Source organism: Paenibacillus sp. DMB20, from assembly GCF_000987955.1.
Lineage (GTDB): Bacteria > Bacillota > Bacilli > Paenibacillales > Paenibacillaceae > Paenibacillus_AQ.
In genome coordinates this window covers 66,297-81,706 of record NZ_LAZU01000028.1, presented here as the reverse complement: position 1 = coordinate 81,706, position 15,410 = coordinate 66,297, and the positions used below count along the sequence as shown (strand labels likewise).

General features: G+C 51.2%; 13 protein-coding genes and 3 pseudogenes. All 16 read right to left on the bottom strand.

Annotated elements, in window-relative coordinates:
• Positions 1-36: 36 nt before the first annotated feature.
• Complete coding sequence (pduL, locus tag XI25_RS13455; protein ID WP_046679057.1) at positions 37-609, bottom strand: phosphate propanoyltransferase; 573 nt, start codon at positions 607-609, stop codon at positions 37-39.
• Between the two features lie 111 nt (positions 610-720).
• Positions 721-1,587 carry a 2-oxoacid:ferredoxin oxidoreductase subunit beta gene (locus tag XI25_RS13450; RefSeq protein WP_046679056.1) on the bottom strand — a complete coding sequence of 289 codons (867 nt, stop codon included), beginning with the start codon at positions 1,585-1,587 and terminating at the stop codon, positions 721-723.
• 29 nt (positions 1,588-1,616) lie between these two features.
• Positions 1,617-3,348: pseudogene (locus XI25_RS32915) on the bottom strand (2-oxoacid:acceptor oxidoreductase subunit alpha); the annotation flags it as partial.
• 204 nt (positions 3,349-3,552) lie between these two features.
• Positions 3,553-4,497, bottom strand: coding sequence for a dipeptidase (locus tag XI25_RS13440; RefSeq protein ID WP_046679055.1), 945 nt, complete (start codon positions 4,495-4,497; stop codon positions 3,553-3,555).
• Between the two features lie 134 nt (positions 4,498-4,631).
• Positions 4,632-4,892, bottom strand: a complete 261-nt coding sequence (locus XI25_RS13435) for a stage V sporulation protein S (RefSeq protein ID WP_006211249.1) — start codon at positions 4,890-4,892, stop codon at positions 4,632-4,634.
• 132 nt (positions 4,893-5,024) lie between these two features.
• Positions 5,025-5,819: a TIGR00282 family metallophosphoesterase gene (locus tag XI25_RS13430; protein ID WP_152669128.1), complete on the bottom strand. Its 795-nt coding sequence runs from the start codon at positions 5,817-5,819 to the stop codon at positions 5,025-5,027.
• 90 nt (positions 5,820-5,909) lie between these two features.
• Positions 5,910-7,452: pseudogene (rny, locus tag XI25_RS13425) on the bottom strand (ribonuclease Y).
• 378 nt (positions 7,453-7,830) lie between these two features.
• Positions 7,831-8,547 (bottom strand): regulatory protein RecX, encoded by a 717-nt coding sequence (locus XI25_RS13420; protein WP_327204780.1) that lies wholly within the window; start codon positions 8,545-8,547, stop codon positions 7,831-7,833.
• Positions 8,548-8,681: 134 nt separating this feature from the next.
• Positions 8,682-9,743 (bottom strand): recombinase RecA, encoded by a 1,062-nt coding sequence (gene recA, locus XI25_RS13415; protein ID WP_046679053.1) that lies wholly within the window; start codon positions 9,741-9,743, stop codon positions 8,682-8,684.
• A 243-nt stretch (positions 9,744-9,986) separates the two neighbouring features.
• Positions 9,987-11,241: pseudogene (locus XI25_RS13410) on the bottom strand (competence/damage-inducible protein A).
• Positions 11,242-11,345: 104 nt separating this feature from the next.
• Positions 11,346-11,933 carry a CDP-diacylglycerol--glycerol-3-phosphate 3-phosphatidyltransferase gene (gene pgsA, locus XI25_RS13405; protein WP_046679052.1) on the bottom strand — a complete coding sequence of 196 codons (588 nt, stop codon included), beginning with the start codon at positions 11,931-11,933 and terminating at the stop codon, positions 11,346-11,348.
• A 319-nt stretch (positions 11,934-12,252) separates the two neighbouring features.
• The gene (locus tag XI25_RS13400; protein WP_046679051.1) at positions 12,253-12,744 is read right to left on the bottom strand and encodes a YajQ family cyclic di-GMP-binding protein; all 492 of its coding nucleotides are present in this window, start codon (positions 12,742-12,744) and stop codon (positions 12,253-12,255) included.
• A 176-nt stretch (positions 12,745-12,920) separates the two neighbouring features.
• Complete coding sequence (locus tag XI25_RS33710) at positions 12,921-13,094, bottom strand: hypothetical protein (protein WP_200901422.1); 174 nt, start codon at positions 13,092-13,094, stop codon at positions 12,921-12,923.
• Positions 13,095-13,185: 91 nt separating this feature from the next.
• Positions 13,186-14,115 carry a helix-turn-helix domain-containing protein gene (locus XI25_RS13395; protein ID WP_046679050.1) on the bottom strand — a complete coding sequence of 310 codons (930 nt, stop codon included), beginning with the start codon at positions 14,113-14,115 and terminating at the stop codon, positions 13,186-13,188.
• A gap of 32 nt (positions 14,116-14,147) precedes the next feature.
• Positions 14,148-14,915 (bottom strand): DUF3388 domain-containing protein, encoded by a 768-nt coding sequence (locus XI25_RS13390; RefSeq protein ID WP_046679170.1) that lies wholly within the window; start codon positions 14,913-14,915, stop codon positions 14,148-14,150.
• A 217-nt stretch (positions 14,916-15,132) separates the two neighbouring features.
• Entirely contained in the window at positions 15,133-15,387 is a 255-nt protein-coding gene (locus XI25_RS13385; protein ID WP_046679049.1) for a DUF3243 domain-containing protein, read from the bottom strand.
• Positions 15,388-15,410: the final 23 nt, after the last annotated feature.

Below are 15,410 nucleotides of genomic sequence, written 5' to 3'. Positions count from 1 at the left end.
GCAAAACCAGCCGTTTGATTGGCAAAAAATCAAATATTAACCAACGATTTCGGCGGTATCCCCGGTTTTGGCCCCGGCTGCGTTCGCTTCGTCGGTATCAATATGCATATCAAGAGCAAAATCGTCGGATACGCGGGCAATGACGTTCTCAAGCACGAGACCGCGCTCGCCGCCAAGACACACTTTCAGCATATCCTTGTCCTTGATGCCCCATTTCTCCGCGTCGGAAGTGTGGAAGTGAATGTGGCGGGCTGCCACGATAACCCCTTCATCGACGGTTACTTCGCCTGCAGGACCTTTGATCGTAATGCCGGGCGTGCCTTCGATGTTACCGGACTCGCGCACCGGAGCCTTCACGCCGATCGCAAAAGAATCCGTACGGGAAATTTCAAGCTGGGTCGCCTTGCGGGCAGGCCCCAAAATTCTGACTTTATCGAATTGACCCTTCGTTCCGATCACAGCTACCGTTTCGTTCGCTGCGAATTGTCCAGGCTGGGACAAAGGCTTAAACTCCGTCAGCTGGTAACCGGGTCCGAACAATGCTTCAATATGCTCTTGCGTTAAATGAATATGGCGGGCCGACACACCCACAGGTACAGTTTTACTCATCTGTTTCACTCCTTGTATCATCTCTATAGCTGTACATGCCAACAACTATTATACTCTCTATTACCCAAAAATAAAAAGGCAGCGCGGAATTTCCGCCTGCCTCTTGCCGCTTTATTTGAATTCTGCTACAAGATTGTCAAATTGTTCTGGCGTTAATTGAAGCTCCTGGTGCGCCAGCGGCGTTTCCCGGAAGCCCGGAATCTGGTTTTCGTAGCTTTTCCGGCTCTTATCCTGATAAATGAGTCCGGTGAGAAGACCGCCTGTTTCCATCAGCTTCGTCATCGCCAGAATCCGGTTCGAAGGATCATAGTCCGGGAAGCTGTCCAGATTGACGATGTTTTCTTTAAACCATTCATACGTGTTCACTTTGTTGAAGGTAACGCACGGACTGAACACGTTAATGATCGAGAAGCCTTCATGCTTAATGCCCTCTTCAATTAATGCCGTTAACTGTTTAATGTCGCTGGAGAATGATTGCGCTACGAACGTAGCCCCGGCGGACAAGGCCAATTCGAGCGGCGATAGCGTGGACTCGATGGAGCCTTCCGGCGTGCTCTTGGTGACAAAGCCTTCCGCGCTTCGGGGAGAGGTTTGTCCTTTGGTCAGACCGTAAATCTGGTTATCCATGACGACATACGTAATGTTGATGTTTCTGCGGATCGCATGAATCGTATGACCCATGCCGATGGCAAAACCGTCACCGTCACCGCCGGATGCGATAACCGTCAGATCCCGGTTCGCCAGTTTGACCCCTTGGGCGATCGGCAGCGCCCGTCCATGAATCCCGTGCAAGCCGTAGGCATGGATATAGCCCGAAATCCGCCCCGAGCATCCGATTCCGGAAATGACCGCAAGTTCTTCGGGCTCAAGCCCGCAGTTAGCCGCAGCCCTCTGAATGGCGGCCTGTATGGAGAAATCGCCGCAGCCGGGACACCAGTTCGGCTTGACATTGTTACGGAAATCTTTAAACGTAGCCATTTTTTTATACCAGCTCCTTGCTGTCGACGAAGACTTTTTTTGGATTCACTGTAAATGATGGATGGAAGGAAAGGATTCCCGTCGTATTTAAGCACGCTGTTCATCTTCTCGCGGCCGCCGACATGCAGCTTGATCAGATTGGCCAATTGGGCGGTTGCGTTGTTCTCGACGACAATAACCTGTCTGGCCTGTTCGACGTAAGGGCGAACGGCTTCGGCCGGGAACGGGTGCAGCAGACGGACCGTCAGATGGTTCGTACTGATCCCGTCGTTCTCGAGCAACTGGCGCGCCTGGTCAATCGTGCCTCCCGTGGAGCCCATGCCGATGATGAGCAGATCCGGCTTTTCATAAGGAGCATCCGCCATGATCGGATTCGTGACCTCTACCTGTTTTATTTTGCCGAGCCGTTTATCCATCATTTTCTTCCGGTTTTCGGCCGACTCGGACGGACGTCCGAACTCATCGTGCTCCACGCCGGTAACATGGTGAATTCCGTTTTTTTTGACCGGGCAGGATCCGCGGGGAAATGCCGTTCTCCGTAAAAGCGTACCTTGGAAAAAGACTTTTGTCTTCCGTTTCCGGAGCCTCTTGCACAAGACTGCCGCGGTCGATGGCCACTCGGCCGTAATCCAAAGGCTCGCACGACTGCTTGCCCAAGGACAGCTGCAAATCCGTTACGACGATCACGGGGACCTGATAACGCTCGGACAGGTTGAATGCTTCCACGGTATCATAGAAACACTCCTCGATCGTGCTGGGGGCGATCACGATTTTGGGAATTTCCCCGTGCGTTCCGTGGATCATCGCGTTGATGTCGCTCTGCTCCTGCTTCGTGGGAAGTCCCGTGCTTGGACCGCCGCGCTGGGTGTCAATGATGACAACCGGAGTTTCCGTCATGCCGGCAAGCCCGATCCCTTCCATCATCAAAGACAGGCCGGGACCCGCGGAAGCGGTCATGGTCCGGACGCCGGCATAATTGGCTCCGATCGCCATCGTGACGGCGGCAATCTCGTCTTCCGTCTGGATGACCGTACCTCCGAACTTCGGAAGCTTTTTAATCAAGTACTCCATAATCTCGGAAGCCGGCGTAATCGGATAAGCGCTCATCAAACGGCATCCGGCAGCGACAGCGCCCAGCCCGATCGCGTCATTGCCGATCATGAACAGCTTCTGCTTGCCGTCGGCAGGCTCCAGCCTGAACTCGTCGAGCGGGCCTCCTGCCAGCTCAAGCACGTATTCGGCCCCTCTTTTGACGGCCTCGATGTTTTGGGCTACCACGGCTGCGCCTTTGCGGCCGAACTCCTCCTCAACCGCCCGGCTGAACACATCCAGCGGCAAGCCAAGCAGGGCCCATGAGGCTCCGGAAGCCACCATGTTTTTCATCAGGGATGTCCCCAATTCCTCCGCGATGGCCGTAATCGGTACGGCAAACAAACGGATGTCCGTTCCCTCCGGTACCGTCGGACTGAACTTCGCATCGGCTACCACGACGCCGCCGGGACGAAGCTCATGAGCATTCAGGTCGATGCTTTCCTGGTCGAAGGCAACGAGGATATCCAAATCATCCGAGATCGATCGGATCGGTTGAGTGCTGATCCGGATTTTATTATTTGTATGTCCCCCTTTGATTCGGGACGAAAAATGACGATACCCGTAAAGATAGTAACCCAGCCGGTTCAAGGCTGTCGAGAATATACGATCCGTACTCTCTACCCCTTCCCCCTGCTGCCCCCCGATTTTCCACGATAACTGGTTGATCAAGCCTTTCCACTCCCCTTTTTCGATGAAAGCGTTAGTTCCAGAGTCTATTATAATACTGTTACTTGCTAAAAACACGAATTGATAAAATTATTATGACAATTTAACTTCATTTATTTAATTACGATAAAGTTTATCGGTTTAATGTGGAAAAGGCAAGGGATATTTTTTAGTCGTGCTTGTCATTTTTATATTTCAAGCAGCTTTCTAGGGCCTTAATGGCAGATGTTTCTCCAAAAAGTCAAGCGCATTTCCGGACATCCAGCCTTGAACCAACTTCTCGGGATAGTGCTCCAGAAGGGTATTGGCCCAATCCTGATATCTCGCAGGGCTCTCCAATCCTTCTATCCAATGATCGATGCCGTCAAAATCGGACCCGAACATCAGATGCTTCTCACCTCCAAGGTTGCAAATCCGCTCTATGTGCGGCAGCAGATCATCGGCCTTCACGGCTTGCGAACCGCTGCGGACGAACCATGGAACAAATGTGACACCGATCAGGCCATCCATGGCAATAATCGCGCGGATCTGTTCATCCGATAAATTCCTTGGATGAGGGCAAACGGCGCGGGCGTTCGAGTGTGAGGCAATCAAGGGGCGTTCCGTCAGCTCTGCCAGCTCCCAAAATCCGGCCGGTGACAAATGCGAAACATCTAACATCATGCCAAGTTCATTGCAAATTCCCACGAACTCCCTCCCTTTGTCCGTCAAGCCTCCTCCCCGCTTCTCCATGACGCCGTCAGCCGCCCAGTTTGCATGGTTCCAGGTCAGTCCCATAAACCTGACTCCAAGCTCATAGCAAAGACGGACATAAAACAAATTGCCCTCCAGCCCGTCGAGCCCTTCCAAAGACAGCATTCCCCATCGTTTGCCGCCATCCCGAATTTCTTTTACCTGCTCCCGCCATTTCAACCATGCCAAATCCCCGGACTCCACCAGCCGGGTTCGGAAAATATCAATCTGGGCCAGCACCCTTTCGAAACTGGGACGGCCATACCGCTCTGAAAGAAATACCGCAAATACCTGCATTGCCACGTTTCCCTGATCCATCGTCTTTCGCGTGACGTCCAGCCCCGGACCCTCGGCAAAGCTTGCCTCATGATTTTCCCAGAGTTTGCTCAAGACATCGCAATGAAAATCAACAACCTTCATGCCCGTCCCCCTCTATTCTAAAGCCAAACGATTTATGAACCCCGTCCTGCTCGCCGGATTTTTACGACTTCCAACCTACAGCAAAAAGCCTGTTTACGCTTAGAGTAAACAGGCCCATCCTCAGGCATTCCTCATTATCTAGGTTCTACGATCAGCTTGATCGCCGTCCGGTCTTCGCCATCAATCACAATATCCGTAAAAGCAGGGATGCAGATCAAGTCCACCCCGCTTGGTGCAACAAATCCCCGGGCAATGGCTACCGCTTTAATAGCCTGGTTCAGTGCTCCCGCCCCAATCGCCTGAAGCTCAGCTCCTCCGCGTTCACGGAGAACGCCAGCCAGTGCACCTGCAACTGAATTTGGATTGGATTTTGCTGAAACTTTTAATACTTCCATGGTAAGTACCTCCCCTGGGAATGTTGAGTGATGGTTTGCTTTTATTTATTAGATGTTATTCGTGAGCGGGGAAAAGATTCCTTCTTTTTGTCAATCGTTCCTTATTTACTCTTAAACCGCTGCGGGCCTTTTTTAATCCATTCGCCATTCATCTTCATAGAGACGAATTTTTTCGATTTTTTTCGCTTTTCCTGTCGTATCGTCCAGCTGTGCAAATACCGCATGAAAATGCCATTTTCCTTCATCCACCTGAAAGCGGGACGGAAGTTGGGTTTTAAATTTATACAGTACGCCTTTACGCTGCATCCCGAGGATTCCTTCTTTGGAACCCACCATGCCCGTGTCCGTTATATAGGCTGTCCCGTTCGGCAAAATCGTGTCATCGTTGCTCTGGACATGGGTATGCGTACCCACGACCATGGAAGCGCGTCCGTCCAAATGCCAGCCCATGGCGATTTTTTCCGAAGTGGCTTCCGCATGAAAATCGACCAGAATGTGCTTGTGTTTTTTACGAAGCTCATCCACAATCTCATCCGCTGCGCGGAAGGGACAGTCAATGGCCGGCAAAAAGGTGCGGCCCTGCAAATTGACGATGGCCAGCTCTTTTCCGTTGGCTTTGATGACTGTATGCCCCCGGCCCGGTGTTCCGGGAGGAAAGTTCGCGGGACGGACCATTCGCGTTTCGTCATCGATAAATTCAAAAATATCGCGGTTGTCCCAGGTATGATTGCCCATCGTAAGCCCATGGACGCCCCAATTAAAAAACTCATGCGCGATCGCCGCCGTAATTCCTCTGCCGGATGCGGCATTCTCGCCGTTTGCGATAATGATATGGGGGTTATATTTGGATTTCAACTCGGGGAGGGAGGCCCGAAGAGCCTTTCTTCCCGTACTGCCTACAATATCGCCGATGAATAAAACGTTGATGCCAATCCACTCCTCTGTTTAGCTGCGCTCTTATCGTTCAGGAAAGAACAAAAGTGGCCGGAAATCGGCCACTTTAGATGATCATAAACCTTATTTTGCGTAATCAACCGCTCGAGTTTCACGGATGACGGTGACCTTGATATGACCGGGATAATCCAGTTCATTTTCAATCTTCTTCGTAATGTCACGCGCCAAGCGGAAAGCCTCGGCATCATCGATCTTCTCAGGTTGTACCATTACGCGGACTTCGCGTCCGGCTTGGATGGCATAGGATTTCTCCACGCCTTCAAATGATTCGGTGATGGCTTCCAGCTTCTCAAGACGCTTGATATAAGTTTCCAGCGTTTCTCTGCGGGCTCCCGGTCTCGCTGCCGACAAGGCGTCCGCCGCCCCGACGAGCATTGCAATAACCGATGTGGCTTCGCAGTCTCCGTGGTGAGAAGCAATACTGTTTATAACCACCGGATGTTCTTTGTACTTCTTCGCCAGCTCCACGCCGATTTCAACGTGCGACCCTTCCACTTCATGATCCAGCGCCTTACCGATGTCATGCAACAGTCCGGCACGTTTCGCCAATGTGATGTCTTCGCCAAGCTCTCCGGCCATGAGGCCGGTCAGATAAGCGACTTCCATGGAGTGCTTGAGCACATTCTGACCATAACTTGTACGGAACTTCAAACGTCCCAAAATCTTGATCAAATCCGGATGCAGTCCGTGAACGCCAACCTCGAAGGTAGCCTGTTCCCCGTACTCCCGAATCCGTTCGTCCACTTCCTTACGGGATTTTTCCACCATTTCTTCGATGCGCGCCGGATGAATCCGACCGTCTGCAACCAGTTTTTCCAGTGCCGTACGGGCAATTTCGCGGCGAATCGGATCAAAGCCCGACAGAATAACCGCTTCCGGAGTATCATCGATAATGAGGTCGATCCCTGTAAGGGTTTCAAGCGCGCGGATGTTGCGGCCTTCGCGGCCGATAATCCGGCCCTTCATTTCTTCGTTCGGCAGAGTGACGACGGAAACCGTTGTTTCCGCTACATGATCGGCTGCACAGCGCTGGATGGCAAGCGTGATGATTTCACGCGACTTCTTGTCGGCCTCTTCCTTTGCCTGCTGCTCGATTTCCTTGATCATCTGCGCGGTTTCGTGGCGAACTTCCTGCTCTACGTTGCTGAGAATAATGCTTCGTGCATCTTCCATGGTCAGATTGGAGATCCGCTCCAGCTCTGCCACCTGATTCTTGTAAATCAAATCGATCTGTTGCTGGGTTTCTTCAATTCGTTTCTCTTTGTTCGCCACTTGTTCTTCTTTACGTTCCAAAGATTCCAATTTTTTTATCCAGCGACTCTTCCTTTTGCAACAATCTCCGTTCCTGTCGTTGAATTTCATTCCGACGTTCACGAGTGTCTTTTTCAGCTTCGGCCCGAATTTTATGGACTTCATCCTTAGCTTCGAGAACCGTTTCTTTCTTCAGCGCCTCCGCTTCCTTCTTCGCGTTTTCCACGATTTGAAGTGCGGCATGCTCCGCGCTGGAAATTTTAGCTTCTGCAAGGGATTTGCGAATAAAATAACCGAACCCAAAGAATATAGCGGCTACAACGAGAACGATTATGATCCAGATCCAAGATTCCATCTGTTCACCTCCTCGTTGGTTCCTCCAAGGCATTCCTTGGGAATGTGCAGTTGTCATGTTTCTTTACATCATTCATACATAAAATCCCGGCAGACTGACTGCCGTCCCACTGCGCACGGTTTCGCATACGCAAAGCCCGCCGACTCCGGCGGATTACATTTCATTATGAATTGGCGAATCCGAATCTTTCAAAAAGGTAACTTTTTTGGAAGGAAAAAGGCATCCTTTTATTGATAAAGATTCATTATCATTTTAGTATTTATGAAAAGATATTGTCAAGGGAAAGCAATGGTTAATGCCCATATTCGCCCGGAATCGCGGATTTTGCTAAAAGCCGCGGGATCCGGTTAATCAAACATTTCCGGCTCCTCAAACGCTTCACCCGCCTCGTCGTCCTCCATGACCAGCCGGTTGATCACCTTCCGCACCTGTTCCCCCGTAAAACCTCTCCGCATTAAAAAAAGCCCCCGTCTTGCGTTTCCGCTCCAAAACTTCACCTTGGGTCTGAACCCACTTCTTCTTGCCGATATCGTAACAGCTGGCCAGTTCAGCTTCTTCATTCACTTCGCTTAACGCTTCGGCAATCGTCTCGGCTCCGATCCCTTTCTGTCTCAGTTCCTGGCGGATCCACATCCGTCCCTTCTTCTGTCTCGTTATCCGCTGCTCCGTCCACTGCCTGGCGTACAATCCGTCATCCACAAGCCCCTCCCGCTGCAGACGTCGAACCGTCTTCTCGATACCGCCTTCAGTCATCCCCTTCTGCTGCAGGCGCACCGAAATTTCTTTGGCTGTCCGCGGTTTTCGTTCCAAGAAGCGAAGAGCTTCCACATAAGCTTGCTGCCGTTCATCCGCAATAACAATCTCTTCAAGTTCCTCTTTTCGAAAAGAATACCCTTTCATCATCCGGTATTTTATCATGACATCTTCATGAACCGTCATGGTATAAGGACCGAAGCTGATCAAGTAGCGGTGTTTCGGTTTCCTCAACATTTCCACGGATGTGATCACCAATTCCTCATGATCTGGAAAGTGAGAGACGCCTGTCCCCCCGGATGAGTCCTCCTCCGGCGCATCATACTTTGACTTTTCCTTCATAGGATTCCCTCCCCCTTTCTTAATCCCGTAAAACGTCCGGCAGTTGAAAGCCATACTTCCCACATAAAGGGACCGCCACGTGTTTGGATAACACACGGCGGTCCCTCAGACACCGCAAACAAAGGCGGCTTTAATTATTCTACTTTAAACAATTCCTGTTCTTCCATTTCTTCCTGGGCCTTTTCGCTTTCGTTTTGAACCGGAACGTTCGTGGTCAAATTGCTGGCCTCACGAATTTTATTCTCAATGATATCGGCAATTTCCGGATGCTCTTTCAGGAACTGTTTGGCATTTTCCCGGCCTTGTCCCAAACGGTCGCCTGCGAACGAATACCATGCGCCGCTCTTATCCACGATATCCTGCTCGGTTCCGATATCGATCAGGCTGCCTTCCTTCGAAATGCCTTCACCGTACATAATATCAATCTCCGCTTGCTTAAAAGGAGGGGCAACTTTATTCTTAACTACCTTGATACGGGTACGGTTACCAACCACGTCATTCCCCATCTTGATGCTCTCTACGCGGCGAACGTCCAAGCGAACCGTAGAGTAGAATTTCAAAGCGCGACCGCCCGGCGTCGTTTCCGGGTTGCCGAACATGACGCCAACCTTCTCGCGAAGCTGGTTGATGAAGATGGCGATGGTTTTCGATTTGCTGATCGCACCGGACAGCTTCCGGAGAGCCTGAGACATCAGACGTGCCTGCAAGCCTACGTGCGAATCACCCATGTCGCCCTCAATCTCCGCTTTCGGAACGAGCGCGGCTACCGAGTCGATAACAATGATGTCGACGGCTCCGCTGCGCACAAGCGCCTCGGCGATTTCCAGAGCCTGTTCACCCGTGTCCGGCTGGGACAGAAGAAGCTCGTCGATGTTGACGCCCAATTTATTGGCATAGGCAGGATCAAGCGCGTGCTCCGCATCGATAAACGCGGCTTGTCCGCCGATTTTTTGCACTTCTGCGATAGCATGAAGCGCGACCGTCGTTTTACCCGAAGATTCCGGACCGTACACTTCAATAATCCGGCCTCTAGGGAGACCGCCTGTTCCTAACGCTATATCCAATGCCAAGGATCCGCTTGGCACGATCTCGACTTGCATATGGGTTGATTCACCCAGTTTCATAATCGAACCTTTACCGAACTGTTTCTCTATCTGACGAAGCGCCATCTCCAGCGCAGCACGACGATCTGACAATTCATTCACAACCCTTCAACTGTTGATAGTATAATAATACCTCGTTTTCACACGTTTGCCAAGCTTTTTTTCGAACATACATTCGTTTTTTTTGGCGGGCCATCCCTCCTCGGTTATAACCGCGCCATCGCCCAAAAAGGCAAAAACCGCGGCTAATCATCTGATATGCCACGGGTTCTTCCGTATCTAGATTATACTCCCCGGCCGCACGGGAAACAACCCTGCTGTTAATTTTTTACTGGCCTAAACATCCGTCAGCCTTCGCCATAAACGGTACAGGAGCGCCTTGGCCGCACGAATCCGGATGGTTTCGCGGTTTCCTTTTAATGCAAGCTCGTGAACTTCGGTTTCCTTTCCACGCTCCGCGATTCCGATATAGACAAGACCGACGGGCTTGCGTTCGGCATACCCCGGGCCCGCCACGCCGGTCACGGAAAGCCCGAAGTCGCTGTCCGTAACCATTCGGATCTGCTCGGCCAGCACCTGTGCCACTTCGGCGGAAACAGCACCCGGAGCATCGTCTCCTTCAAGCAGCTGTTTCGGCACATGAACGAGCTTGTGCTTGATCTGATTCGTGTAGCATACGATTCCTCCAAGCAGCATGGTTGCGCTTCCGGGGATCGACGTAAGGCTTTCCATGACAAGGCCGCCCGTGCAGCTCTCCGCCGCGCTGAGGGTCCGGCCGCGATCGGCCATCATGTCCACGATGACTTTTTTCGATCGGAACATCCTCGTTTGCGTAAAAATGTTCAGGGGCTAAACTTTTGATTTTCTCCTCGAGCCGATCAAGCTTTTTCATCGCTTCCGCTTCGCTTGAAGCCTTGGTCGAAATCCTTACCGTCACTTCGCCTTCTTTGGCATACAGGGCGATGGTGGGATCGCTTTGCCCCGTAATCAGGTCGGAAAGCCTGTCATCCAGCGCGGATTCGCCGATTCCCGCAAATTTAAGCATTTTGGAATAAATCGACAGCTCCTCCGTGAGCACGTGCTGCATCAGCCACGGCTTGGCCTGCCGCTCAAACATCGGAATCAGTTCCTTGGGAGGACCCGGGAGCAAAATATAATGCGTCTCTTCATGGGTCACCGCATTTCCCACAGCCAGTCCCGTTTCGTTCGGAAGCGGCGTTCCGCCGTCGATGGCAAGGGCCTGGCGCTTGTTGTTTTCCGTCATTTTGATTCCCCGGTCCATAAAGAAACGGTCGATATTGTCCATCGCCATCCGGTCGATATGCAGCGAGGTGCCTATGAATTCGGCAACGGCGTCTTTCGTCAGGTCATCCTGGGTCGGACCCAGGCCGCCGGTAAGAACCACGATGTCCGCTCGGGTACTGGACAACTTAAGCGCATCCTTGATGCGCCCCAGGTTGTCGCCCACCACCGTTTGATAATAAACGTCGATGCCCATTCCGGCCAGCTCCCGGGATAAGTATTGCGCGTTGGTATTTACGATTTGGCCGAGCAGCAGCTCGGTTCCTACCGCGATAATTTCTGCTTTCATTCAGACGACCTCCCGTATCTGACTCTTTACAATAGAATTATTACCCCTGAGACGGCTTCATTAAAAAATGGAAGAAAAAAGCAATAGGATTTCTCCTATTGCTGTCATGCTCCGGCTCCGCTCAGAAGATGTTTATTTCTCACAAAATATTCCGCCCCCGAATAGATCGTAATGAGCGCCGCCGCCCAGATCGCGATCTGGTCGAACGGAATGCCGAAAAACACGAACGGGAAGTTATTGATGAGCAGTGCAACGATCGCAACGATTTGAATGACCGTCTTTAATTTTCCCGAATTTCCTGCGGCAACCACGGCCCCGTCCAACAAGGCGATCTGGCGCAGGCCCGTTACGGCAAATTCGCGGCTGATAATGACCACGACAATCCATGACTCCACCTTCCCCATCTCTACAAGGGAAATCAGAACGGCAGCAACGAGCAGTTTATCCGCTAGCGGATCGAGCAGTTTGCCGAGATTGGTTACCATGTTGTTTTTGCGGGCCAAATACCCGTCGATCCCATCGGTGCTCGCCGCCAAAATAAATATCAGGGCAGCGATCAATTGATTGTAAGGAAGTACGAAATCATTCCATACAAGCGGTTCGGGGTAAAACCCGAAATCCACCAGCAAAAAAATCATCATAACGGGTATCAAGCAGATTCGGGCCAACGTTATGCGATTAGGCAAATTCATGAAGCAGCCTCCCTATAATGGGGTTGTTTGACAAACGCGGCCGATATTCCCGGCCGGTTCCGAAACATCAAGTTGTTGAGTGTTATGTACCTGAAGAAGATAAGCGATTGACGCTTCATGCTTACGGCTTACCCCAATCATCTTCTTTCGCATCCCTGTGATTAGTTCGTGTCCAATAAAGCCGGATTTTCGGCTTCTTGACCAAAAATTTGACTTTTGGAACAACCTCTAATATTCGATGATTTTTAGTATAATATCAGGCCCGTTATATGTCAAAAAGACAAAGCCCCCCTCCACCCGTCCGAAGGGAGGCCAAGGTTTATTTCAAGTTGGTGAATTGCAAATCCAGCGGCAGATCCGCTTTAAGGAGCAGCTGCATCACCGCCTGAAGGTCATCCTTGCTTTTGCCCGTAACCCGGATTTGATCGCCTTGAATCTGGCTTTTCACTTTCAGCTTGGAATCGCGGATCAGGATGTTGATTTTTTTCGCGTTTTCCTGATCAATCCCTTGTTTAAGCGAAAGACGCTGCCTTACCGTACCCATGGAGGCCGGCTCGATCTTGCCGTAATCCACGTTTTTGAGCGACAATCCGCGTTTTACCATTTTGGTCTGCAGGATATCGATGACCGAATTCAGTTTGTACTCGTCGTCGGATACAATGACAAGCGCATCCTTCTCCAGCTTCAAGCTGCTTTTGCTGCCTTTGAAATCGAAACGGTTCTCGATCTCGCGCTCAGCTTGATTGATGGCATTGCTCAGCTCCTGCATTTCCATTTTGGACACAATATCAAATGAGTTTTCAGAGGCCATTCTAGCATTCCTTCCTTTCGCAACAGTCTATCCCCTCTATTATAGGGGGAAGCAAGGCGGAAGTCTAATCCATCTGGAACAAAGAAGCCCTTATTCTTGATAACATTCACTTGAAAACGCCAATGAAAAAACTCCGCTTTTCACCCGGGCGCCGGCGAAAGCGAAGCCATCTCCTGTTATGGGTTCCCGCGTTCGTTCCGCACCGGTTGGCGAAACATGTCGAGGATACCTAGAATGATATGGGCGAGCCCGAAACCGAGGATGCCGTACCCCCAGTTATTCGGAATCAGATAGTAGCCCAAAAGGCTGACGATAATCCCCAGTCCGACTACAATCCAACTGGTCGTCATGGGCGCCTCACCCTCCCTTCCCGCAAAAAATAAAAAATAGCGGCATGCCCCATTCGCATACCGCTATTACTCTTTCCTCGTTCAGGGCAAACTATTCTCCGGCTTGAACCGGTTCAAACAGCATACGCGAGGACGTTTTGCCGTCCTTTATAACCTGGCCGCCCACCTTAATTTCGGTTGCGGGCGAATAGCCGGACTTCACGTACATTCCCTGACCGTCCAGGTCGAAACTGACCGAATCGCCGGCATTCATCATCCCGAAAGAAAGTTTCTCGCCAGTGGAATTATACCCCCTGTAAACCTCAACCCAACTCGTCCCGGATGCCTTGATTTCCACTTTAACCGGCGTTCCGGGAGGAGCGGATATTTTGTACACGGTATTCTTGCCTTCCTTGCGGTCCTCCGTGATCGTCAACTGACCCGGCTGTTCCTCCGCATTCCCTTCCTCCGGATCGGTAACCTCGCCGCCCGTTTCGGCACCCGGGTCGGTTTCGGTTTCGTCCGCGCCTTCTCCGGCCGGATCCGTTCCGCCTTCTCCTTGCGCTCCCCCCGGACTAGGAGTCTGCTCGCCTTGTCCGGTAGGCTCCGTCTGGTTCTGAGCCGGCGGCGGAGTCGGTTTATCCGGTGCGGCGTCGTTGGATTTGACCGCATACAAATAGATAACGACGACGATCAGGATTGGAAAGGTCCACATCAGCACGGTAGGAAGCCAGCTGATGTTTCGCTCGGAGGCAGCCCTTGAGGCCCTCTTTTGAATGACCGGCTCCATGGTCGCCTCGGGTTCCGGTTTCGGTACATCCTGTTGATGGCCCTCCAGCAGCTCATCCGGATTCAAGCCTACCGCTTCCGCATAGGTCTTGATGAATGCCCGTACATAAAAGCTTCCGGGAAGCACCTTGTAGTCGCCTGCCTCGATGGCTTCCAGGTAGCGTTTCCGTATTTTTGTCATTTCCTGCACGTCATCCAGGCTCATTCCCTTCTGCAGACGCGCTTCTCTCAATTGTTGTCCCAGTTCGGACATGCCATCACCTCCTCTTGGATTTGCGGTTCTTATTACAAATCGTCACTGTACGAACCGGTGAATGTATCATAAACGATTTCTTCGCCCGGATTGTTTCGCAGCTCGATCAAAATGTCAAAATCATCGTAAGAATATTCCGATTCCCGAACAAAAATATCCGGATGCTCTATAACTTTCGTGCTGTTCATGGACATAATCTCCTGCAGGAGATTATAGTGCTTCTCGTTGGAACGGATGGTACTGACGATTCCGTCGATGATGAACACGTTGGCCGGGTTCATCTCGTCCTCGGAAAGCTGGCTGCGGATCGTTTGTCTCAGCAGCGTCGAGGAAACGAACGTCCACCGCTTCATGGCGCATACGCTGCCGGCAATGATCGATTCCGTTTTGCCGACGCGGGGCATTCCCCGAAGTCCGATAACCTGATTGCCTTCCCTTTTGAACAATTCACCCAAAAAATCAACGAGTAAACCGAGCTCATCCCTCGTAAATCTGAACGTCTTGTGGTCGTCGGAATCCCGATCGATGTATCGCCCATGGCGAACCGCAAGGATATCGACAAGTTTCGGAGGCCTCAAGGCCGTTACGGTTATATTTTCGACTTTATTCAACATTCTACCCATCAGCGCGATTTTCTCTTCATCGTCCGTCTCCAGCAGCATGCCGCGCGTCCGCCCCTCGACCCCGTTGATGGTTAAAATATTGACTTCCATCATGCCGAGCATGGAGGCAATATCGCCGAGCAAGCCGGGACGGTTTTTATGTATCTTGTACTCCATATACCATTGTTTAACTTCCACGAAAGACACCTCATTGAACATCTAATTCCACTAACCTTCGACAATTTTCCGCCCCTGGCGGGCATGGCTAAAAAAAAGGTTATAAAATGGGTCACGTTAATGATATATAAAATGAAAATGAAAGGCAAGGACAACTGTGTAACACTCCCAAGAAAAAGCCCCCTCTAAAGGGGGCTTTTTCTTTTGGGTAGAACGACGAAGTCGTTTCTACTTGAACCTATGCGTTGTTTTTAGCCAATTTTACCATCAGGCGGGCAATCGTGCGGCGCTCTTCCTCGTTGCCTACATCCCACAGTTCTTTAAGGGCGCGGTTGGACGGGTTTTGAGGGTCGACTTTCTCATCCAGAAAATCGCCGATTTCATAAGCCAGCTGGGAAATCGTATCCTCGTTCATTCCCGCTTTCTCGGCTTGAACCACACGCTCGCCAAGAAACTGTTTCCATGAATCAAAATTCTTGAGTACGGATGACATGATTAAATCCTCCTCTGCTTTGT